Here is a 20,648-nt window from a genome sequence, read left to right on the forward strand (position 1 = left end):
TTCAGACCGGCCATCACACTCGAGGTGATTGTCGGCGCGGAACCGAGTTCGCGAGATAAGGGCACAGGGCAGATATCGTCGCAGCGTGGACTCCCTGCGTCAGCTGCGGTACTTCGTCGCCGTCGCCGAAGAATTGCACTTCGGACGGGCCGCCGAACGCCTCGGCATCGCACAACCACCGCTGAGCCAGCGCATTCGCAAACTCGAGCATGATCTCGGTGCGCGGCTGTTCGACCGGGACAGCCGACGTGTCGAGCTCACCGAGGCGGGCCAGATCCTGCTCGTGGAGGCCCGCGATCTGCTGGCCCGGTGGGATCGGGCGCAACGGCTGGTCGGCAAGGCGCACCGGGGTGAGATCGATGCACTGCGGGTCGGTGTCCCACCCGAACTGGCCGGACGGGTGCTCGCCGCGATACTCACGACATTCGAAAGCCGTGACATCCGAGTCGATCTACAGGAATTGACTACCGCCGAGCAGATCCGACTGCTCGCCGACCGCCAACTCGACGCCGGGCTGCTGCAACATCCGGTCGATGTGGTCGGCCTGGAGCTCGGCCCCGAGGTCGAGACGCCGCTCGGCGTCGTGCTGCCACGCGATTCGCCGCTGGCCACACGCTCCGCACTCACCCTCGCCGAGCTGGCCGGACTCGGTCTGGTGATCTTTCCGCGGGCCGCCGCGCCCGGACTCTATGACGCGATGCTGCGCATCTGCTGGGAGCACGGCTTCCGGCCCACCCGCGTCCAGCACGCCCGCAACCCCGAATTCGTGCTCGGCATGGTGCTTTCCGGCCGCGGCGTCGCCTTCGACCAGGGCATGGTCGCGCAAAAGGAACCACGTGTCGTCTGGCGACCGCTGACCGACGCACTGAGCTGGCGACTCTCGCTGGCCTGGCCCGCCGCGGCACCGCATCCGCTGGTGCGCGAACTGGCCGAGTTGATCGTGACGGTCATCCAGGGCGACGGCGCATCGCGGCCCGCGCCCGCTCAGGAGGTGGCGCAGCGGCCGTGGAATGTCGTATTCGGCAGATCGTGACGGATGCGGTGAATCGCCGACCTCGCGGCCGCGCCGATCGCATGATCCACCTCGGGCAACCGCTGGGCCAGCGTATCCGCCCTGGTGAAAACCGCTACGGCATAACGACTTCCGCCGGGATAGGCCACCAGGCCGATCTCATTGCGAATCGCGGGCAGTGATCCGGTCTTGCCCCACACCGAAACCTCTGGCGGGAAGGCCGCGGCGAGGCGGTGCCAGTTGAGTTGCTGGCCCATGAGTTCGCGCACCCACCGACAGGCGGCGGGATCGCCCGCGCGATCCTGGCCGAGCAGGGTGAGCAACCGGGTCATATCGCGGGGTGTGCTCGCGCTGGTGCGCAGCGGGTCCATGGCGCGGGTGCCGAGCACTTCCGACACGCTCAGGGTCGGGAAGCGCCGCGCGAATTCGGCGGTATCGGATGCGCCGATATCCTCCGCCATGGTCTGCAGGACATGTCTCGGCGAGCCGACGATCCGGGTCTCGGTGAGCCCCAATTCGCGCACCAGCGAGCGCACATTGTCCAGGCCGACGCGATCGAAGAGCAGGTCGGCGGCGGTGTTGTCGCTCACGGTCAGTGCGAAGAACGCCGCATCGCGCAGGCTGAATTCGACATCGTCCAGACATCCGGCGGTGCCGACGCCACCCAGCCGGTCCGCCGCGGTGGCCCGCACCCGATCGGTCGGGTCGAGCTGACCCGCGACCACCTGGCGGGCGAATTCCAGCACCAACGGCACCTTCACCACCGAGGCCAGAACCACCGGTTCATCGCTGCCGAGCCCCACCTCACCGGTGCAATCGAAACATCGGGCGTGCACCCAACCACGCACACCGGCCTTACCGAAGATCTCCTGCACGACTGCCAAGCTTCCATATGGGACAGCATCGAGTGGGCTTGACTCTCCCGTCGTTGGAGGGTCCACGCTCGGCACCGTCCGAGATTTCGATACCGAAAGGCTCACGATGAAACTCGATCTGGCCAAGAGCGACCGGCACTATTACGACGCCACCCCCGATCCCGAACTGCGCACCTTCGACACCTACGGCTACCTGACGGTCACCGGCTTCGGCGCGCCCGGCGGCGAGAATTACACCGAGGCGGTGCAGACGCTGTATCGAACCGCCTACGGCGCCAAGAAGATCGCCAAGGCGGACGGCCAGGATTTCGTGGTGCCGAAGCTGGAGGGCCAGTGGTGGGTGAACTCCGCTGAGCCGCCGCTGTCGGTGCCGCGCGAACAGTGGCAGTGGAGGCTGATGATTCGGATGCCCGAAGTGGTCACCGCCGCGATGGTGTCCGGCGCGACCTTCGAGCGGCTGAGCGAGGGGGACGCGATTCAGGCCATGCACATCGGACCGTATGCCACCGAACCGGAGACGCTGGCCAGGATGGAAGCGTTCATGGCCGCCGAGGGGTTGGTCATGAACGGCCGCCATCACGAGATCTACCTGTCGGATCCGCGCAGATCACCGGATGCGAAGACCCGCACGATCCTGCGTCATCCCGTGCGTCGCGCCTGAGATCGACTGTGCGGCAAGCGGTTACCAGGCCCGCCCGAGATAGCCGAGCAGCCGACGGTGCGCGGGCGCGTCCACGGGGACAGTGACCTCCTCGTCGAACATTCCCGGCTTGCGGAACCCGTCGAGCCCGCCAAGGGCGTGCATGGTGGTCAGCACTTCCGCGCATAATTCATCATCGGCGAGGTCGGGGCGGTCGATCGCAACGGCGATATCGATGCCGTGCGCGACGACCTCGGTGAGATGGACCATGGCGGCCGCCGGACCGGGCAGCTCACCGAGCGCCATGCGCACGGTGCCGGTCAGGGCGTCGGGGCGATGCCATGCGGCGCGGTCCACCTCGGCGGCCGCGGCGAAGGCGCCCTGCGGATCGATGCCGAGCCAGTCGTCCTCGATTCCGGCGCCCGCATCGGTCCCGCTGACCTCGGCCGCGAACCGGTGCATATTGCCGACGGCATGATTGAGCACCGCGTGCACATCCCAATCCTGACACGGCGTCGGGGCCGCGAGCCGATCGCCGTCGACGGCGGCGATCACGATCGCACCGGTCATATCCAGTGCGCGGTCGATCTGTCCGATCACATTGTCCATGGGCATCCTTCGCTCGAAGACTCAGCTGAAGAGGTAGCACAACGGGATGTCGACCAAACTCCATCGAACACCGCCGAACTCGATCCAACGCCACCGAGATCACGGAATCCAGCACGACCAGGACCCGAAACGGTTGCGCCGATCCCCTTCCGGAGCAGCACACGATCGAATGTCAACGCTCCTAGCGAGTTCCGCCCGACACCGCGGACCGCCAGCCGATAGGGCCGACGGTCCGCGGTCGAATATGCGAAATCCGTTATCCGAGAACCGGATAGTTCGCGCGGATCACCGACTGCGGGTCGCGCGCCCGCTTGATCGCCCGCAACCGCGCCAAAGTGGACGAGTCGAATGCCGCGGCCGCCGTCTCCTCCGGAGTGAGGAAGGTGTACGGCTTGAGCCCACTGATGTGCGCGCCGATCGCGTCGACGATCTCGGCCCGCCGGGACTTGACCGCCGCCGCGATATGCGGAAAGCCGAGTCCCAATGCGTAGAGCAGATAGGGCTCGGTGATCGGTCCGCGCGCGCCACCGTCCGCATCGGCCCGAGCGAACGCACCGCCGAGATGGCGGATCTGGATATCGGCAAGCGGCGCGACCGGCTCGTCGAGCAGGGTCTTCACCACCGCGTCGCCGAGGTCGGTGAGCAGTTCGGCACGCGACAGTGCCGGGCTGGGATCGGTTGGCTCCGCGGTGATTTCGCCGAGATTCGCCACCGATAGCGTGCCGCGCTTATCGGCGAGCGGCCCGTCGATCGCATCCAACCGGGTCAGCAGGGCCCGGCCGACCTCGGGATCGCCGAGGTATGCGACATCCAGCGCGACCATCGGCGGCGCATCCGGGAACTGGAGCCGGTGGAACCACACCGACAGTTCGTCGGGTGCGTCGGCGGTGATCTCCTGGAACGCCGCGAAGACCTCCGCCGTGCGCGCACCGTGCCACAACACCCGCCCGCCGTAGAGCCCCGGAGCCGGGAAGAGATCGAATTCGAGAGCGGTCACCACCCCGAAATCGCCGCCACCACCACGCAGTGCCCAGAACAGTTCCGGATCCTCGGCGCCAACTCGAGTCCGTGCGCCTTCGGCGTCCACGATCTCGAATGTGCGCACCGCATCCGAGGCCCAACCGTATTTGCGGCCGAACCAGCTCAGCCCGCCGCCGAGGGTGTATCCGGTGACGCCGACCACCGGATTGCTGCCCGCGAGTCCGGTCAGTCCGTGCGCCGCGGCGGCGGCCTGCACCGCACCCCAGTTCGCGCCCGCACCGACCTTCGCGACCCGACGCTCGGCATCGATCTCGACGCTGTCCAGTCCCCCGGTGCGCAGCAGAATCGCGTCCTCGATGCCGCCCGTGGCGCCGTGTCCGGTCGGTTGTGCGACCACCGGCACGCCCGCCCGGCGCGCATGCGCCACGACCGCCGCGACGTCATCCGCATCGCTGGCCCGGACAACCGCGGCGACTGGCTGGGTGACCGCCGAACTCCACGGCCGCGCCGCCGCCTCGAAGCCCTCGTCACCCGGCACCAGCACCCGGCCGGATAGTTCAGCGCGCAGGTCCTCGAATGTCATTGGTGTGTCCTCACTTCGCAGCTGTGCCCGAAAGCACCTGCGGCCCGTGGATCGTGCCGCGACTACCCCAATGACGAACCAGCGGCGGCGAATGTAACAGCGGCCGCCCGAAATTCTCGGACGGCCGCTGCGAAATCAGGTTTTATCAGGCCCTTTGTCGGACTCGGCGTCCTTCTTGTCGAGCCGGGCGACACCGGGCTCGGTACCCTCGTCCGCCGCCTGATCCGGTTCCGGATGTTCGGGCTCGAAGGTCGCGGGCAGGCCCTTGATATGCCGGTTCATCGACCGCACCAGCAGCACAGTCCCGGCCAGCAACACCAGAATGATCACCAGACCGAGCGGCGATGCCTTGCCGAATTCGGGTCCGGTCGGCGTGCCGGGAGATTGCGCGAGGAAAACCAACATCACCGGTGCTCGTCTTCGACACCGGCGAACAGATCGGTCTCGGGCAGCGTGGCGTCGACCCTGGACTTGGCCAGTTCGAACTCCTCGGTCGGCCACAGCCGCTGCTGCATCTCCATCGGAATCGCGAAGAACGCGCCGTTGGGATCGATCTGCGTCGCATGCGCGCGCAGGGCGTCATCGCGCTGCGGGAAGTACTTGGCGCACTCGATCTGGGTGGTAACCCTGGTCATGCCATCCGGGCGGCCCTGGCGGTAGGCGCGGGTGCGTTCCAGCCACTCCTGCAGCGGGAACGGCTCACCGATGCGCTCGTATTCGGCGGCGAACACATTCAGGCGCGCCATGGTGAAACCGTGGTCGTAGTAGATCTTCAGCGGCTCCCACGGCTCGCCCGCATCCGGGAAGCGCTCTGGATCGCCCGCTGCCTCGAAAGCGGCCATCGACACCTCATGGCAGCGGATGTGGTCCGGGTGCGGGTAGCCGCCGTTCTCGTCATAGGTGGTCATGACGTGCGGCTTGAACTCGCGCACCACGCGGACCAGCGCCTCGACGGCCTCCTCCAGCGGCACCAGCGCGAAGCAGCCCTCGGGTAGCGGCGGCAGCGGATCACCCTCGGGTAGGCCGGAGTCGACGAATCCGAGCCAGGTCTGGCGCACTCCGAGCGCGGCGGCCGCGGCCTCCATCTCCTCGCGCCGGATCTCATCGATCCGCTCCAACACGCCCGGGGTGTCCATTGCCGGGTTGAGGATGCTGCCGCGTTCGCCACCGGTCAGCGTGACGACGAGGACATCGTGGCCCTCGTCGGCATACCGTGCGGTCGTCGCGGCCCCCTTGCTGGATTCGTCGTCGGGGTGCGCATGAACCGCCATGAGCCGAAAGCCACTCACGTCTCGTTCACCTCATCAACCACCGTCATACCTCGTACTCTCCGCCGCCGGGGTCCGATCTGCCTGTCCCTATAGTTCCATTCGACAGACTTTTGTTCCGACGTACCCCCCGGAGTGAGACGGCATGAGTGAAACGCCCGGCGACACGCCGATCGAGCGACGTGCCGACCGGTACGGAACCACGCCACGCCCGAAGCGCCGCTGGATTCCGCTCGCACTGGGTGCGGTCGTGCTCGCCGCGGGTCTGGGGGTCGCCTACATCGGCTTTCAGAAATACGGACCGGAGGATATCGACGCCGAACAACTCGGCTACACCGTCGTCGACGACTCCACCATCTCGGTGCATCTCAAGGTCACCCGCAAGGATCCGCAGCAGCCGGTGGTGTGCTTCGTCCGCGCGATGGCAAGGGACGGGTCCGAAATCGGCCGCCGCGAGGTGCTGATCGAGCCGTCCGGCAGCGGCACCATCGAGCTGACGACCACCGTCCGCGCCTCCGCCCGGCCGGTATCGAGCAGTATCTACGGCTGCAGCGATGACGTGCCGAAGTATCTGCGGGCAGGTTGATTCCTGGCAATAAACCACCGAGGCGTCCACAAAATGAACGCCGACCTGCATGTTTGTGATTCATGCTAAAATGGCGTGATACACGGTTCCGGGGCTCGGAGCCGTGTTTGCTGCATTGGCGGCCAGCGCTGTCAGTTCCGGGTGTGTGAGTTTGCCGGATCTGAAGCCTGTCGGGGTTCGATGAACTTCCCCAGGATGGCACTAGCCGTCGGCTGGTGCGTGCCCGCCCCCTGTGGGCACTGCAGCGGATCAGGGAACCCGGCCTCGGCCGGGAACAACTACTAGGGAGTGATCGAGATGACTGAGACGCAAGTGACTTGGCTGACCCCGGAGTCGCACGACAGGCTCAAGGGTGAACTCGACGCGCTCATCGCCAATCGTCCGGTCATCGCCGCCGAGATCAACGAGCGCCGCGAAGAGGGCGACCTCAAGGAAAACGGCGGATATCACGCCGCTCGTGAAGAGCAGGGTCAGCAGGAGGCGCGCATCCGGCAGCTGCAGGAGCTGCTGAACAACGCCAAGGTCGGCGTTGCGCCCACCAAGTCCGGCGTCGCACTGCCGGGTTCGGTCGTCAAGGTCTACTACGACGGTGACGAATCCGACACCGAGACCTTCCTCATCGCGACCCGCGAAGAGGGTCTCAACGATTCCAAGCTCGAGACCTACTCGCCGAATTCGCCGCTCGGTGGCGCGCTCATCGACGCGAAGGTCGGCGATACCCGCGAGTACACGCTGCCCAACGGCAAGACCATGAAGGTGACGCTGGTCAGCGCCGAGCCGTACCACAGCTGATCGCGGGTCGGGGCGAGCACGGCCCGAGCCGACTCCGCCCGAAGCCGCCGCACAGCCAGACAGGAGCGGCCGCACCCGGACAGTCCGGATGCGGCCACTCTTTGTGCTGACAGCCGGGGACGTCGCATTCGCCGCGCCGCCCCGACCTGGTTCCATCAGTTCGCCAGTGCCTGCTCGACATCGGCCAGCAGATCGCTGACGTCCTCGATGCCGACCGAGAGCCGCACCAGATCGTCCGGCACCTCCAGCTGCGAGCCCGCGGTGGAGGCGTGCGTCATCGCGGCCGGATGTTCGATCAGCGATTCCACACCGCCGAGCGATTCGGCCAGGGTGAAGATCTTGGTGCGCGAGCAGAACTCGTGCGCCGCGTCCTTACCGCCGTTGAGCCGCACCGAGATCATGCCGCCGAAGCGCTTCATCTGCTTATCGGCGATGGCGTGGCCAGGATGCTCGGCCAGGCCGGGGTAGATGACCTGCGAGATGGCCGGATGCCTGGTCAGGAATTCGGCGATGGTCTCGGCGTTGTCGCAGTGCCGATCCATCCGCACGGCAAGGGTTTTGGTGCCGCGCAGGGTGAGATAGGCGTCGAACGGGCCGGGCACCGCACCCGCACCGTTCTGCAGGAAGGCGAATGCCGCGTCGAGTTCCGGATCGTTGGTGATCAACGCACCGCCCACGACATCGGAGTGTCCGCCGAGGTATTTGGTGGTCGAATGCGTGACGATGTCGGCGCCGAGCAGCAGCGGCTGCTGCAGGTACGGCGTGGCAAAGGTGTTGTCCACCACCAGTTTCGCCCCCGCGACGTGCGCGACCTCGGCCAGGGCCGGAATATCGCCGATGCTCAGCAGTGGGTTGGTGGGGGTTTCGATCCAGATCAGCTTGGTGTTCGGCCGGATCGCGGCGCGCATCTCGTCGACGTTGAAGACGTGCGCGGGCGAATGCTCGATGCCCCACTGGCTGAAGACCTTGTCGATCAGCCGGAAGGTGCCGCCGTAGGCGTCGTCGGGAATGACAATGTGGTCGCCCGGACGCAGCGTCGCCCGCAGCGCACAGTCGGTGGCGGCCATGCCGGAGGCGAATGCGCGTCCGTAGCGGCCCGATTCGAGCGCGGCGAGGTTGGCCTCGAGTGCGGTCCTGGTCGGGTTGCCGGTGCGGCCGTACTCGTAGCCATCACGCAACCCGCCCACCCCGTCCTGGGCGAACGTCGAACTCGCGTAGATGGGCACGTTCACCGCACCGGTCCGCGCTTCGGGTTCGTATCCGGCATGCACGGCTCTGGTGGAGAATCCCAGCTCGTTCATGGGGTCAGCCTAAACCCGGGCGATCGGCGGGCTATCGGCCGGATCATCGGTTGGGCCCGATCCCGGCTTTCGTCGCGGCGACAGCGGTAGGTTGAGCATATGCTGAGCGTTGATGAACTGTTCGCGATCGATGCCCTGTTGACCGAGGACGAGCGCGAGATCCGCGATACCGTCCGCACGTTCGCGAACCATCGGTTGCGCCCGCAGATCGCGGAATGGTTCGAGGCAGGGACGTTCCCGGCCCGTGAGCTCGCGCCGGAACTCGGCAATATCGGGTTGCTCGGTATGCACTTGGAGGGCTACGGATGCGCGGGTCTGTCGGCGACCGCCTACGGTCTGGCTTGTCAGGAGCTCGAGGCGGTCGATTCGGGTGTGCGCAGCATGGTTTCGGTGCAGGGTTCGCTCGCGATGACCGCGATCCACAAGTTCGGCTCCGAGGAGCAGAAGCAGCAGTGGCTGCCGGATATGGCGGCCGGACGCGCGCTCGGCTGCTTCGGACTCACCGAACCGGACTTCGGCTCGAATCCCGGCGGCATGCGGACCAGGGCCAAGCGCGACGGCGCCGACTGGGTGCTCAACGGCTCCAAAATGTGGATCACCAACGGGTCGGTGGCCGATATCGCGGTGGTGTGGGCGCAGACCGAGGACGAGGGCAAGCAGGTGGTGCGCGGCTTCCTTGTCCCGGCGGGTGCGCCCGGATTCACCGCGCGCGAGATGCGTCACAAGTTGTCGTTGCGCGCGTCGGTGACCGCGGAGCTGGACTTCGATGATGTGCGGCTGCCCGCCGATGCGGTGCTGCCGCAGTCGCGCGGCCTGAGTTCCCCGCTCGCCTGTCTGAGCGAGGCGCGATTCGGCATTATCTTCGGCGCGCTCGGCGCGGCACGCGACTGCCTGGCCGCGACCATCGAATACGCCCGGACCAGGGAGGTATTCGACAAGCCGCTGTCCGCCTACCAGCTGACCCAGGCGAAGCTCGCCGATATGGCGCTCGAGTACGGCAAGGGCCAACTGCTCGCATTGCAGGTCGCCAGGTTGAAGGATCGCGGCGAGGTGCTGGCGGAGCAGATCAGCGCGGGCAAGTTGAACAGCACCCGGGAGGCCATCGCCATCGCCCGCGAATGTCGGACCATTCTGGGCGCGAACGGCATCACCCTGGACTATCCGGTGCTGCGGCATGCGAACAATCTCGAGTCGGTGCTCACATACGAGGGCACAGCGGAGGTGCACCAGTTGGTGCTCGGAAAGGCGCTGACCGACTCGAATGCATTTCGGTGACATCGCGCCGGGCGCGCAGCACGGTGCATACCGGCTCGAGGTGAAAACGCACAGCCCGCCGCTGGATTTCGGTGACAGCGCCCATCTGCCGCCCGCGATCGACATGAACGACCGGATGTTCGAGATCATTTCGGCGGCGCCGACCTTTATCGGACCGGATCAGCAGGTGCTGGAATCGATGCTGGCGGCGTTCGAACCCTGATCCACCGAATCATGCTGGGCGACTGGCGTATTCGACGCATTACGGACTGGTCGGCATATTTCACACCGCCATTCGCATCAAGCGGAGAATATTGTTACTGCCTGTCATCACTGTGCCACCTATATGTCACCGATTCGCCAAAGCGAATGCGCAAGCTATATTCGCACTCGGTTTCGGGAAGGCCGCACCCCATGTGCGGCACAGCGTCCCGGATCAACGCGGCGAATCCGAGTGTACCGACCGCTTATTCGGAGGTGCACCATGTACATGCCGTCGCTCGATCTGGGGGCCCATCATGTTCGTGCTTGATCGCGCGCCGATCATCGAGGGCGCGAGAACTCTGCCGGACCAACGGGAATTGGTCGCCGCCTTCGGCGGACATCCGCCGGAACCCGGTCCGGAACATCCGCTCATTCCATTGGCGCGGGTACTCGCGCAGCTGCACAGGCAGCGGCACGGCGATCCGCTCAGCACCGCCGGAATAGACTGCCGCCGAGCCGAACTCGTCTCCGCCATCGACACCTGGGTGATCACCCGAGTGCCGCAGCGGCAGTCGACCGCGCATATCCGCGCCGAATCCATCGGCGCGACCATGGATCGAATGGCAGCCGCCTACGTCCACGCCAGCCACCTACTGCACACCGCCGAAAAGGTCTCCGACAATCGCGTACACGCGGCCTGGTACCGCCTGGCCCAACTCGCCGACAACTGGACCGACCTCATAATCGGTGCCCCCCAACACAACTCGCGCCCCCGCCGAACCGCGTAACTCTCGGGTGCGATCAAGATCAGGTGGCGCGGCCTTCTCGACCGATGCCGCCACGGATTCCACCTGATCTTGATTCGACCCTAGATGGAGCCGGTGCTGAGGAAGCCGAGGAGGTCGTGGCGGGTGATTACGCCGACGGGTTTGCCGTCCTCGACGACCATGAGGGCGTCGGTGTCGGAGAGGGCCTTGGTGGCGGCCGAGATCGGCTCGCCGGAGCCGATCAGCGGGAAGGACGGGCTCATGTGCTGGGCGACCGAATCGGTCAGCTGCGCACGGCCTTCGAAGACGGCCGAGAGCAGGTCCCGCTCGGTCACGCTGCCCGCGACCTCGCCCGCCATTACCGGGGGTTCGGCGCCGACGACCGGCATCTGCGAAACCCCGTACTCACGCAGGATCTCGATCGCATCGCGCAGCGTCTCCGACGGATGGGTGTGCACCAGATCCGGCAGCGCACCCGACTTACCGCGCAGCACATCGCCGACCAGGGGCTCCGCCGCGCCGTCCATCCGATCGCGCAGGAAGCCGTAGGAGCTCATCCACTGGTCGTTGAAGATCTTGGACAGGTAGCCGCGGCCACCGTCGGGCAGCAGGACGACCACGAGCGCATCCGGATCGCGGCGGGCGACCTCGATGGCCGCGATCACCGCCATACCGCACGAGCCACCGACCAGCAGGCCCTCCTCGCGCGCGAGCCTGCGGGTCATATCGAAGGAGTCGGCATCGGAGACGGCGATGATCTCGTCGGGCACGGCGGGGTCGTAGGCCGAGGGCCAGAAGTCCTCACCGACGCCCTCGACCAGGTACGGCCGACCGGTGCCGCCGGAGTACACCGAACCCTCCGGGTCGGCACCGACGATCTGTACCCTGCCGCCGGAGACCTCCTTCAGATACCGTCCGGCGCCGGTGATGGTGCCGCCGGTACCGACGCCCGCCACGAAGTGGGTGACCTTGCCTTCGGTATCGCGCCAGATCTCCGGTCCGGTGGTCTCGTAGTGGCTGTCCGGTCCGCCCGGGTTGGAGTACTGATCCGGCTTCCAGGCGCCGTCGATCTCGCGGACCAGCCGGTCGGAGACGCTGTAGTAGCTGTCCGGGTGGTCCGGGGGCACCGCGGTCGGGCACACCACGACTTCGGCGCCATAGGCGCGCAGCACGTTGCGCTTGTCCTCGCTGACTTTGTCCGGGCAGACAAAGACGCACTTGTAGCCACGCTGTTGCGCGACCAGTGCGAGTCCGACTCCGGTATTACCGGAGGTCGGCTCGACAATGGTGCCGCCGGGCCGCAGCGCTCCGGAGGCCTCGGCCGCCTCGATCATCTTCACGGCGATGCGGTCCTTGGAGCTACCGCCCGGATTCAGATATTCGATCTTGGCCGCGACAATGCCCGCATTGGAGCCCACCACCGAGTTCAATCGAACCAGCGGCGTATTGCCGATGAGGTCAACGACGTGATCAGCGATGCGCATGCCCCTATCGTTGCAGAAGGGGTTGGTATACGTGCGCGCGCGTCTCGCGCGACAAATCGCGCATGACGGTGATCACTTCCCTAGGATCGCAAATATGAAGCAGCCGAACATCGCTCGCGCCGCGACAGTTCTGGCCGGAGCGGCAGTGGCCGCCGGAGTCGTCGGGGCAGCGCCCGCCAAGGCCGGGACCGTGCAATTCCCGCAGGTGCCGACGCTGGCGCACGGAGGACTCTGCTGGACGACCATTCGCACCTGGGCCGATACCAGCGCGCAGTGGCCGGGCCGGGCCGTACTCAATGTGCGCGCGGATCCGGCGGTGGGTCTCGGCCCCGGTGACTATCCGCTGGCTCCGCTGTGTGAGGTCTACACCACCGTCGCCTGGCGCAATCTGACCACCGGTGCGACGGGCCGCTACGAGAACAACGTGGTCACCGGCCTCTACGGCAGCATTCAATACGCCCTGTTCCAAGACACCGGTCCGGGCCGCGTCGAGGTCACCGTCACCACCGACACCGCGAGCGTCCCCGCGCACGCATGGTTCGACGTTCCCGGCGACCCGCCCGCCTGAACCGCGCCACGAAGTTCGCCGCCTACGTCGCAAGGCGGCATCGTCTCGTGTTGCCCGGAACCGCAACAACTGATTTCGTAGACACATGGGTAACTCATCGGGTACGCCCAGAAGCGGTGGCGCACCCAGCCGCCAGCCCGGAACGCAACTGCCGTGACTCCAAACAACCAGCAAAAGGCGCGGGGAGGCCGGGGAGCGTGGAAGACCGCGGCAGTGGCGGGTGCCGCAACCGTATTGGCAGGTTCCGGCGCCGGGACCGCATGGTGGGCGACCTATCGGCTGCTCATGGCACAGGCCGGGGTCGCGCGCGGGGTCATCGGGCGCGATACCTCGAAACCGCCCGAGGCCGACGGCATCTACACCGCGGGCTGCCTCGCGCCGCAGCTGTGGCGCACCGGTCTGCATGCCGACGTGCATCTGATGATCTTCGGCGATTCGACCGCGGCCGGGGTCGGCTGCGTATCACCCGAGGAAGTTCCCGGCGTGCGCATCGCCCGCGGTCTCGCCGAGGCCACCGGACAGCGAATCCGGTTGAGCACCAAGGCCATATCCGGTGCGACCTCGAAGGGGCTGGCCGGACAGGTCGATGCCATGTTCGTCGCCGGACCGCCGCCGGATGCCGCGGTCATCCTCATCGGCGCCAACGATGTCACCAAGAAGCACTCCATCCGCGCCTCCGCGCATCGGCTCGCCGCCGCGGTGGCCCGGTTGCGCCGCGCCGACAGCATCGTGGTGGTCGGCACCTGTCCGAATCTCGGCACCGTCGTGGCAATTCCGCAGCCGCTGCGCACCGTGGTGCGGAACTGGAGCGTCCGCCTGGCCCGGGCTCAATCGGTCGCGACCACGATGGCCGGTGGCATCCCGGTGGCAATGGGTGACCGGCTCGCCTCGGAGTTCCGTGCCGCCCCCGAGCAACTGTTCTCCGAGGACGGATTCCACCCGTCGGCGGCGGGCTACCGACTGGCGGCCGCGCTGTTGCTCCCGGTCCTGATCGAGGCACTCGCGGAGGCGACCCCGGGTTCCCGCCCATCAGGACGCGACGTAGATTCGATTCGAACGCACAAGTAACAAACGGTTCGAAGACCGCGTTTCGGACACCGTCCCGGCGCGCCATGACCGTCCAACAAAGGAGTCCTCATGCCCGAGGCCGTCATCGTTTCCTACGCTCGCTCGCCGATCGGCCGCGCCGGAAAGGGCTCGCTGGTGAGCATGCGGCCGGATGACCTCGCGGCCCAGATGGTCCGCGCGGCCCTGGACAAGGTTCCCGGCCTCGACCCCACCCAGATCGACGATCTGATCCTGGGCTGCGGCCAGCCCGCCGGTGAGGGCGGTTTCAATATGGCCCGCAGCGTCGCGGTACAACTCGGCTACGACACCCTGCCCGGCGTCACCCTGAACCGGTACTGCTCCTCCTCGCTGCAGACCACCCGGATGGCCTTCCACGCCATCAAGGCCGGTGAGGGCGATGTGTTCATCTCCGCAGGTGTCGAGACCGTATCGCGGTTCCCGAAGGGCACCGCCGACGGCTGGCCGGACACCCACAACCCGGAGTTCGCCGATGCCGAGGCCCGCACCGCCAAGCGCGCCGAAGGCGGCGCGGATGTGTGGACCGATCCGCGAGCAGCCGGGATCCTGCCCGATATCTACATCGCGATGGGCCAGACCGCCGAGAACGTCGCCCAGTTCACCGGCATCAGCCGGGAAGATCAGGACCATTGGGGCGTGCGCTCGCAGAACCGCGCCGAGGAGGCCATCAAGTCCGGTTTCTTCGAACGCGAGATCACCCCGGTGACCCTGCCCGACGGCACTATCGTCACCACCGACGACGGCCCGCGCGCCGGAACGACATACGAGAAGATCTCGCAGCTCAAGCCGGTCTTCCGCCCGGACGGCACCATTACCGCCGGTAATGCCTGCCCGCTCAACGACGGTGCTGCCGCGCTGGTCGTCATGAGCGACACCAAGGCCAAGGAGCTGGGCCTGACCCCGCTGGCGCGCATCGTCGCCACCGGCGTCTCGGGCCTGTCCCCCGAGATCATGGGTCTCGGCCCGATCGAGGCGGTCCGCAAGACCCTGAAGACCGCCAAGATGAGCATCGACGACCTCGACCTGTACGAGATCAACGAGGCATTCGCCGTCCAGGTCCTCGGTTCCGCCCGCGAGCTGAACATGGACCACGACAAGCTGAATGTGTCCGGTGGCGCCATCGCCCTCGGCCACCCGTTCGGCATGACCGGCGCCCGCATCACCGCCACCCTCATCAACAACCTCCAGACCCACGACAAGCAGTTCGGCCTGGAGACCATGTGTGTCGGCGGCGGCCAGGGCATGGCCATGGTCATCGAGCGCCTGAGCTAGTTCTCGCGAAACACGAAGGCGGCCACCGGGATTCCGGTGGCCGCCTTTGCGTTGGTCGGACTAGTCGTTATTGAAATAGCTCAGCAGCCGCAGGATTTCGATGTAGAGCCAGACCAGGGTGACGGTCAGGCCGAGGGCGACGCCCCAGGCGGCCTTCTCCGGCGCCTGGGCGCGGATGAGCTGGTCGGCGGCATCGAAGTCGAGCAGGAAGCTGAAGGCGGCGACCGCGATCACGACCAGGCTGAAGACGATGGCGAGCGGGCCGCCGTCACGCAGGCCGAGGCCGCCGTCGATGAAGAAGCTGGCGATCAGGTTGCCGACGATCAGTACCAGAATGCCGATCATGGCGCCGAAGATCATCCGGGTGAAGCGCGGGGTGACGCGGATCGCGCCGGTCTTGTAGACCACGAGCATGCCCGCGAAGACGCCGAAGGTGCCGAGCACCGCCTGCGCGATCATGGCACTGCCGCCGACGCCGCCGAATTCGATATTCGTGAACATGAACGAAAGTGCGCCGACGAACAGACCCTCGAAGACCGCGTAGGAGAGCACGAGGACGGGGTTGTCCATCTTCCGCGCGAAGGTCGCGATCAGCACCAGCACGAAGCCGACCAGACCACCGCCGACGACGAACAACGGCGCCAGCGAGGTGTTCGCGTTGGTCAGGCCGTAGGAGACGATCGCCGAGAGCGCGAGCACACCGAGTGTGATGGCGGTCTTGGTGACCACATCGTCGATGGTCATGGCCCGGGTGGTCGGGGCCTGCTGATACTGGGGGTACTGCGGGTACTGGCCGTACTGCTGGGGCATCTGGCCCGCGCCCGTCACCCCTGACCCGAAGCTGGCATAGCCACTGCCCTCTTGTCGAGGGAGCTGTCTGAAAACAGGATTGCTAGTGGTGCGCACCGTGAATGCCTTTCTGCCAGTCGTGGCTCACGTCGCCGTGGCCGTCAGTCCCGAGCCGTCTCGTTGCGAGCCGGTCGCTCGATATCCAACTAGGTTGTCCAACGTGTATCGGCCCGGTGGAGTTCCCGAGCAACCCTTCGGTACGGACAAATCGGACTCTACTACCGCTGGACGTCGCGCAGCCCACGCACGGATCGCGTCACCGTGAATTTCCGATTGCGTCCGATCACCTCGGTCTGCCCGACCATCCGCTGGACCACGCCCCGATAGTTCAGATGTGAGTTGTAAACCGTCCACAACTCGCCGCCGGGGCGAAGTACCCGACCGGTTTCGGCGAACATCTTTATCGCCGAACCGGTGTGCACGGCGGCACCGACATGGAACGGCGGATTGCACAGCACCAGATCGGCGCTGTTGTCGGCGGCCGATGACATCGCGTCATCGCGCACCACACTCACCCGATCGGCGACCTCGTTGACCTCCGCCGTCGCCCGCGCCGATGCGACCGCTGCGGCCGACTGATCGGTGCCGACCACGCGGATGCCGGGTCGGGCCTTGGCCAGCGCGACCGCCAGAATGCCGGTGCCGCAACCGAGGTCGATGGCATCGCGGGCATCGGGTTTCATCCACTTGAAGTGCTGCAACAGGAATCGGGTTCCGATGTCCAATTTGGCGCCGGAGAACGCGGCGCCGTGCGCGACCACATCGATATCGATATCGTCGATTCGCTCGCGCACCGGAAACGGCGGCGCGGCAACGGGTTTCGGCCCGCTCACCAATATCGTTCGGGACTTCTGCCGTCCCCGGCTCGCACGAACCTCGGAGAATGTTTCGGCCAGTACATCGTTCATGGACTTGGTCAGATATTTATCGCGGCCGCCCGCGAATACGGCCACCTCCGGATCCGCATAGCGGGCGATCGCGTCGGCGACCTCGGTGAGTCCGGCGAGCATGCGCGGTAGTCGCAGCAGCACGACCTTGGCGTCGGCGAGCAACTCCTTGGAAAGTGGGTGTGCGGCATAGCGATCCGCGAGACCGAGCGCGCGGGCGTTGTTGGCCAACGCGAGTTCGCCGGTGAGCAGGTCCTGATGGACCCGGATATCGCGCAGATCGTGCCCGGCGATCGCGCCGAGGGTGAGCGCGCCGTAGGCGTCGCCGATCACGGCGATCCGGCCGCTGCCAGCGGCATCGATCGCCTCGGCGGCGACATCGAGAATCAGCCGGTCGGCGGCATCGACGGCGTAGAGGTTCAGTGCCTCCACATCCGGATACCGCCGCAGTCGGCCAAGTACGTACTCGACATCTCCCACACCTCAAGTGTGCTAGATCGTTGCCGATGGATCGCGGCCACCCCGGCATGTGGGCGACACTCCGATGCCAAACACCGGGTCATCGCAAATACCCGACGGCGCCGAGGGCGGCCAATACCATCAGCCACATGCGTAACAGGATGCTGCTGTTGGTCGCCGCCGCGGCGACGGTGCTCGTCGGCTGCGGCGACGGCGGATCCAGCCCGAACACCACGACCGCCGCGCCGAGCACGACCGGCACATTCACCGATGCGCCCGACACCGCGCCGCGGGATGCGATGCCCAAGCGCGGGACTCCGTCCCGCGACGCGGGCGTGACCGTGACCGATATCCGGATCGGGCACCACGCAGGCTTCGATCGGGTGGTCTACGAACTCGGCGGCGCGGGCACACCCGGCTGGATCGTGCAGTACACCGGACAGGCCATCCAGGACGCCAGCGGCAAGGTCGTCGATGTCGCGGGCCGCTCGATTCTGGAGGTGCAGATCACTGGGTCGGCGTATCCGTTCGACAATGGCGTGACGCCGTATTCGGGTCCCGATCCGGCCACCGATCCCAGCGCGCCGGTAGTCGCGGGGGTGTATCGAAGTGGCGTCTTCGAGGGCACGACCCAATCGTTCGTCGGGGTGAATGCCGATCGCCCGGCCTTCGAGGTCAGCACCCTGACCAATCCCACTCGGGTGGTCATCGATATCGCGAACACTTAGCCGGTGCCCGATACGGCGAGGGGGTATCGAGGATCGGCCGCTGCCGGGGCACTCTAGAATGACGACGTGGTCCAACACTATCCACCTGCGCGCGCCACCGGACTTGTCCGGGTGCTCGGTGTGGTGGTGTTGCTCGCCGGGATCGTGGCCATGCACGCCGGGGTTTTCAGTGTCACCAGCACGCACGCTGAGCACGCCGCGAAGGCCGATGACCACACCATGATGGCAATGCCGACAACGCCGATGGCCACCGAAAACAACAACGCCATCGCGGAATCGGATTGCACCGACGACGGTTGCGGCGCCGCACATGGCGGCATGCACACCTGCGTTTTCATCCTGACCGCCGTCGCGGTTGCCCTGATGCTCGTCCTGCTCTACTGGATCACCCTCGATCGACCGGGTGGCGGTCTGTCGAAACCGCGCCAGTGGCGGCCGATGCGCGAACGCGCACCACCGTGGACCGTGCTCTCCCTGGCCGAATTGTCGATTCTGCGGATCTGACAGACCCACCGCGCCCGACCCCGGACGCGGCTGCTGCCTGCCCTAAAACCGTCATTCGCAATTCCACAGGAGCACAGACATGTCCATCACCCGTAGCCGAATCACCATCGCCATTGCCGCAACGACCACCGCCGCAGCGCTTTTCGCCGGAGGTTGTAGCGATGACAACTCCATGCCCGGTATGAATCACGGCTCGTCGTCGAGCCAGATCAGCTCCGGAAAGCCCGCTGCCCGAAGTGATTTCAACGACGCCGACGTGACCTTCCTGCAGATGATGTACCCACACCACGCGCAGGCGGTCGAGATGGCGCGGTTGGTCCCGAGCCGCACTCAGAACGAGCAGGTGCGCGCGCTCGCCGCCGGTATCGAGCAGGCGCAGGCCCCGGAGATGGAGCAGATCACCAAGCTGCTGGAAAGCTTTGGTAAGCCCGCACCGAGCACTGCCGGGCACGGCGGTCACAGCATGGAGATGCCGAGCACGACCAGCACCATGAACATGCCCGGCATGACATCGATGCCGACCACGGCCATGCCGAGCACGTCGAATATGCCGGGCATGATGTCGAATGAGCAGATGAACGCGCTGGCAGCGGCTTCCGGCGCCGATTTCGACCGACAGTGGCTGGAGATGATGATCGAGCATCACAACGGCGCTATCACCATGGCGAACACCGAACTCGCCAGCGGCACCAATCCGGATGCCAAGGCTCTCGCCGCCGCCATCGTCGGGGCCCAGCAGTCCGAAATCGGCACCATGCGTGGGCTGCTCGGCCAGCGCTGACCCGAGGTCGCCGAGCACGCCGGAACCATCAACGTTCCGGCGTGCTCCGCACCGAACGCGCGGTCCTGACCAGTGGTTTTCCGGCCGTTCGATATCGGTTGGTCATCGATATCGGTCCGGTCGGCTTACGTCGGCGGTCGCGAACAAGTACGGTCTTTACGTCCGGCTTCCCACGCGCCTCCAGCGGCCGGATGTTCGGAGGGGAGAGAGGGGAAACCGACATGCGACGACTAGAGCGGACCGGCCTCGTCGCCGCGGCGGCAGCCACCGCGGTAGGTGTCCTGACCATCGGCGCGTGCTCGAAGCAGATCAACGGCAGCGCGCAGGTCAACCAGACCGAACTGGCCGCCTACGCCTCCGAGGTGACGGCGTCGTCGGTGGCCGCATCCTCCTCGCGCGCCGCGGCGGCCGAACGCGCCGCTGGCACCGCCTGCGACGCCTTCACCACCGCGAACACCAGCTCGATCCACAGCTTCAACGCCTACATCGACGCGAGCAATGACAAGGGCGCCAACGATCCGGAGGCCAACGCCAAGGCCAATGACGCCGTCACCGCGCTGCGTAATAATGCGCGCACCATCGACTCGAAGGTGACCTCCGAGGTGCCGCTGGCCGTCGCGGGTCCGCTGCGCAGCTACCGCGACGACACCAACGCGCTGGCCGACACCCTCGATCGGCGTGCGCCGACCGATACGCTCAATGCCGCGATCGATAAGTTCAACGCCACCAAGAACGTCGCTGAGGATGCGTGTAAAGCCTACTGACGCAGGCTATTTCGCGTTCTATATCGGGGAATGAATCAGGCGCCCGGCGGGACGGTCGGTTGCCAGGGTGCGGGCTGGTCCGGGGTGCGCGGCTGCGGGCGGCGCCGTTCGACGAGCACGACGGCGATACCGGTCAGGGAGGCGGCGATGGCGACCAGCGCGAAGATGAACGCGGTGCCGGGAAAGCCGACCGCACCGATCACCGCGGCGGCGATCGCGACGAGTCCGCCGATGATCAGCAGGACGAATCCGGGCCAATTTCTGGCGTCCGCCAACGTGATTCCCGGTTGGGGCTCGGTCGCGCGGGCGATATCCGGAGCGTCGTCGAGCGGGGGAATTTCCCACGGCCCTTCCGCTGTCATAGTGGTACCTCACATTTCGATGTCAGGCTGGG

At 66.4% G+C, this 20,648-nt stretch carries 24 protein-coding genes; 14 read left to right on the forward strand and 10 right to left on the reverse strand.

Annotated elements, in window-relative coordinates; translation table 11 throughout:
* Positions 1–85: 85 nt before the first annotated feature.
* Positions 86–1,033, forward strand: a complete 948-nt coding sequence (locus tag NA5_RS15290) for a LysR substrate-binding domain-containing protein (protein ID WP_062986321.1) — start codon at positions 86–88, stop codon at positions 1,031–1,033.
* On the opposite strand, the gene NA5_RS15295 is transcribed toward NA5_RS15290, so the two are convergent.
* Positions 985–1,887, reverse strand: coding sequence for a serine hydrolase (locus NA5_RS15295; protein WP_062986322.1), 903 nt, complete (start codon positions 1,885–1,887; stop codon positions 985–987). The genes NA5_RS15290 and NA5_RS15295 overlap by 49 nt on opposite strands.
* 106 nt (positions 1,888–1,993) lie before the next feature.
* Between NA5_RS15295 and NA5_RS15300 the strand changes: the two genes are divergently transcribed.
* Positions 1,994–2,548, forward strand: coding sequence for a GyrI-like domain-containing protein (locus NA5_RS15300; protein ID WP_062986324.1), 555 nt, complete (start codon positions 1,994–1,996; stop codon positions 2,546–2,548).
* A 21-nt stretch (positions 2,549–2,569) separates the two neighbouring features.
* Here NA5_RS15300 and NA5_RS15305 read toward each other — a convergent pair whose 3' ends face one another.
* From NA5_RS15305 to mca, 4 genes are all read right to left on the reverse strand, one after another.
* On the reverse strand, positions 2,570–3,136 hold the full coding sequence (locus NA5_RS15305) for a TIGR03086 family metal-binding protein (protein WP_062986326.1): 567 nt from the start codon (positions 3,134–3,136) through the stop codon (positions 2,570–2,572).
* Between the two features lie 256 nt (positions 3,137–3,392).
* Positions 3,393–4,700 carry an FAD-binding oxidoreductase gene (locus NA5_RS15310; RefSeq protein ID WP_062986328.1) on the reverse strand — a complete coding sequence of 436 codons (1,308 nt, stop codon included), beginning with the start codon at positions 4,698–4,700 and terminating at the stop codon, positions 3,393–3,395.
* 135 nt (positions 4,701–4,835) lie between these two features.
* Positions 4,836–5,105: a hypothetical protein gene (locus NA5_RS15315; protein WP_062986330.1), complete on the reverse strand. Its 270-nt coding sequence runs from the start codon at positions 5,103–5,105 to the stop codon at positions 4,836–4,838.
* Positions 5,105–5,989, reverse strand: coding sequence for a mycothiol conjugate amidase Mca (gene mca, locus NA5_RS15320; RefSeq protein WP_245672245.1), 885 nt, complete (start codon positions 5,987–5,989; stop codon positions 5,105–5,107). The genes NA5_RS15315 and mca overlap by 1 nt, the downstream gene beginning before the upstream one ends.
* 124 nt (positions 5,990–6,113) lie before the next feature.
* Between mca and NA5_RS15325 the strand changes: the two genes are divergently transcribed.
* Both NA5_RS15325 and greA read left to right on the forward strand, forming a co-directional pair.
* Positions 6,114–6,554: a DUF4307 domain-containing protein gene (locus NA5_RS15325; protein ID WP_062986335.1), complete on the forward strand. Its 441-nt coding sequence runs from the start codon at positions 6,114–6,116 to the stop codon at positions 6,552–6,554.
* A gap of 297 nt (positions 6,555–6,851) precedes the next feature.
* Positions 6,852–7,346 carry a transcription elongation factor GreA gene (gene greA / locus NA5_RS15330; RefSeq protein WP_040695247.1) on the forward strand — a complete coding sequence of 165 codons (495 nt, stop codon included), beginning with the start codon at positions 6,852–6,854 and terminating at the stop codon, positions 7,344–7,346.
* A 155-nt stretch (positions 7,347–7,501) separates the two neighbouring features.
* Here the strand turns inward: greA and NA5_RS15335 are convergent, their stop codons facing one another.
* Entirely contained in the window at positions 7,502–8,647 is a 1,146-nt protein-coding gene (locus tag NA5_RS15335; RefSeq protein ID WP_062986337.1) for a cystathionine gamma-synthase, read from the reverse strand.
* Positions 8,648–8,746: 99 nt separating this feature from the next.
* Here NA5_RS15335 and NA5_RS15340 point away from each other — a divergent pair, with 99 nt between their 5' ends.
* The 3 genes from NA5_RS15340 to NA5_RS15350 all read left to right on the forward strand — a co-directional run bounded on the left by NA5_RS15340 (position 8,747) and on the right by NA5_RS15350 (position 10,893).
* The gene (locus tag NA5_RS15340) at positions 8,747–9,922 is read left to right on the forward strand and encodes an acyl-CoA dehydrogenase family protein (protein WP_062986339.1); all 1,176 of its coding nucleotides are present in this window, start codon (positions 8,747–8,749) and stop codon (positions 9,920–9,922) included.
* Complete coding sequence (locus tag NA5_RS15345; RefSeq protein WP_062986341.1) at positions 9,909–10,124, forward strand: hypothetical protein; 216 nt, start codon at positions 9,909–9,911, stop codon at positions 10,122–10,124. Before NA5_RS15340 ends, NA5_RS15345 begins: the two co-directional genes overlap by 14 nt.
* 295 nt (positions 10,125–10,419) lie before the next feature.
* Positions 10,420–10,893 carry a DUF4254 domain-containing protein gene (locus tag NA5_RS15350; RefSeq protein WP_062986342.1) on the forward strand — a complete coding sequence of 158 codons (474 nt, stop codon included), beginning with the start codon at positions 10,420–10,422 and terminating at the stop codon, positions 10,891–10,893.
* 80 nt (positions 10,894–10,973) lie between these two features.
* Here the strand turns inward: NA5_RS15350 and NA5_RS15355 are convergent, their stop codons facing one another.
* Positions 10,974–12,356 (reverse strand): cystathionine beta-synthase, encoded by a 1,383-nt coding sequence (locus NA5_RS15355; RefSeq protein ID WP_062986343.1) that lies wholly within the window; start codon positions 12,354–12,356, stop codon positions 10,974–10,976.
* Between the two features lie 94 nt (positions 12,357–12,450).
* On the opposite strand from NA5_RS15355, the gene NA5_RS15360 reads away from it, so the two are divergent.
* From NA5_RS15360 to NA5_RS15370, 3 genes are all read left to right on the forward strand, one after another.
* Positions 12,451–12,924, forward strand: a complete 474-nt coding sequence (locus NA5_RS15360; protein WP_062986344.1) for a hypothetical protein — start codon at positions 12,451–12,453, stop codon at positions 12,922–12,924.
* A gap of 153 nt (positions 12,925–13,077) precedes the next feature.
* Positions 13,078–13,992: an SGNH/GDSL hydrolase family protein gene (locus NA5_RS15365; RefSeq protein WP_157110434.1), complete on the forward strand. Its 915-nt coding sequence runs from the start codon at positions 13,078–13,080 to the stop codon at positions 13,990–13,992.
* Between the two features lie 69 nt (positions 13,993–14,061).
* Positions 14,062–15,282, forward strand: coding sequence for an acetyl-CoA C-acetyltransferase (locus NA5_RS15370; protein ID WP_062986346.1), 1,221 nt, complete (start codon positions 14,062–14,064; stop codon positions 15,280–15,282).
* A gap of 60 nt (positions 15,283–15,342) precedes the next feature.
* On the opposite strand, the gene NA5_RS15375 is transcribed toward NA5_RS15370, so the two are convergent.
* Both NA5_RS15375 and NA5_RS15380 read right to left on the reverse strand, forming a co-directional pair.
* A complete protein-coding gene (locus NA5_RS15375; RefSeq protein ID WP_062986347.1) occupies positions 15,343–16,188 on the reverse strand; it encodes a Bax inhibitor-1/YccA family protein in 846 nt (281 codons plus the stop codon).
* A 161-nt stretch (positions 16,189–16,349) separates the two neighbouring features.
* Positions 16,350–17,498 (reverse strand): class I SAM-dependent methyltransferase, encoded by a 1,149-nt coding sequence (locus NA5_RS15380; RefSeq protein WP_062986348.1) that lies wholly within the window; start codon positions 17,496–17,498, stop codon positions 16,350–16,352.
* A 128-nt stretch (positions 17,499–17,626) separates the two neighbouring features.
* Between NA5_RS15380 and NA5_RS15385 the strand changes: the two genes are divergently transcribed.
* The 4 genes from NA5_RS15385 to NA5_RS15400 all read left to right on the forward strand — a co-directional run bounded on the left by NA5_RS15385 (position 17,627) and on the right by NA5_RS15400 (position 20,254).
* Positions 17,627–18,205 (forward strand): AMIN-like domain-containing (lipo)protein, encoded by a 579-nt coding sequence (locus NA5_RS15385; protein ID WP_062986582.1) that lies wholly within the window; start codon positions 17,627–17,629, stop codon positions 18,203–18,205.
* Between the two features lie 66 nt (positions 18,206–18,271).
* A complete protein-coding gene (locus tag NA5_RS15390; protein ID WP_062986350.1) occupies positions 18,272–18,709 on the forward strand; it encodes a DUF6153 family protein in 438 nt (145 codons plus the stop codon).
* A gap of 79 nt (positions 18,710–18,788) precedes the next feature.
* Positions 18,789–19,490 (forward strand): DUF305 domain-containing protein, encoded by a 702-nt coding sequence (locus NA5_RS15395; RefSeq protein ID WP_062986351.1) that lies wholly within the window; start codon positions 18,789–18,791, stop codon positions 19,488–19,490.
* A gap of 221 nt (positions 19,491–19,711) precedes the next feature.
* Positions 19,712–20,254 carry an Rv2240c family protein gene (locus NA5_RS15400; protein WP_062986353.1) on the forward strand — a complete coding sequence of 181 codons (543 nt, stop codon included), beginning with the start codon at positions 19,712–19,714 and terminating at the stop codon, positions 20,252–20,254.
* Positions 20,255–20,289: 35 nt separating this feature from the next.
* Here the strand turns inward: NA5_RS15400 and NA5_RS15405 are convergent, their stop codons facing one another.
* Positions 20,290–20,616 (reverse strand): hypothetical protein, encoded by a 327-nt coding sequence (locus tag NA5_RS15405; protein WP_062986356.1) that lies wholly within the window; start codon positions 20,614–20,616, stop codon positions 20,290–20,292.
* Between the last annotated feature and the right edge of the window lie 32 nt (positions 20,617–20,648).

The organism is Nocardia anaemiae NBRC 100462 (assembly GCF_001612725.1).
Taxonomy (GTDB): Bacteria; Actinomycetota; Actinomycetes; order Mycobacteriales; family Mycobacteriaceae; genus Nocardia; species Nocardia anaemiae.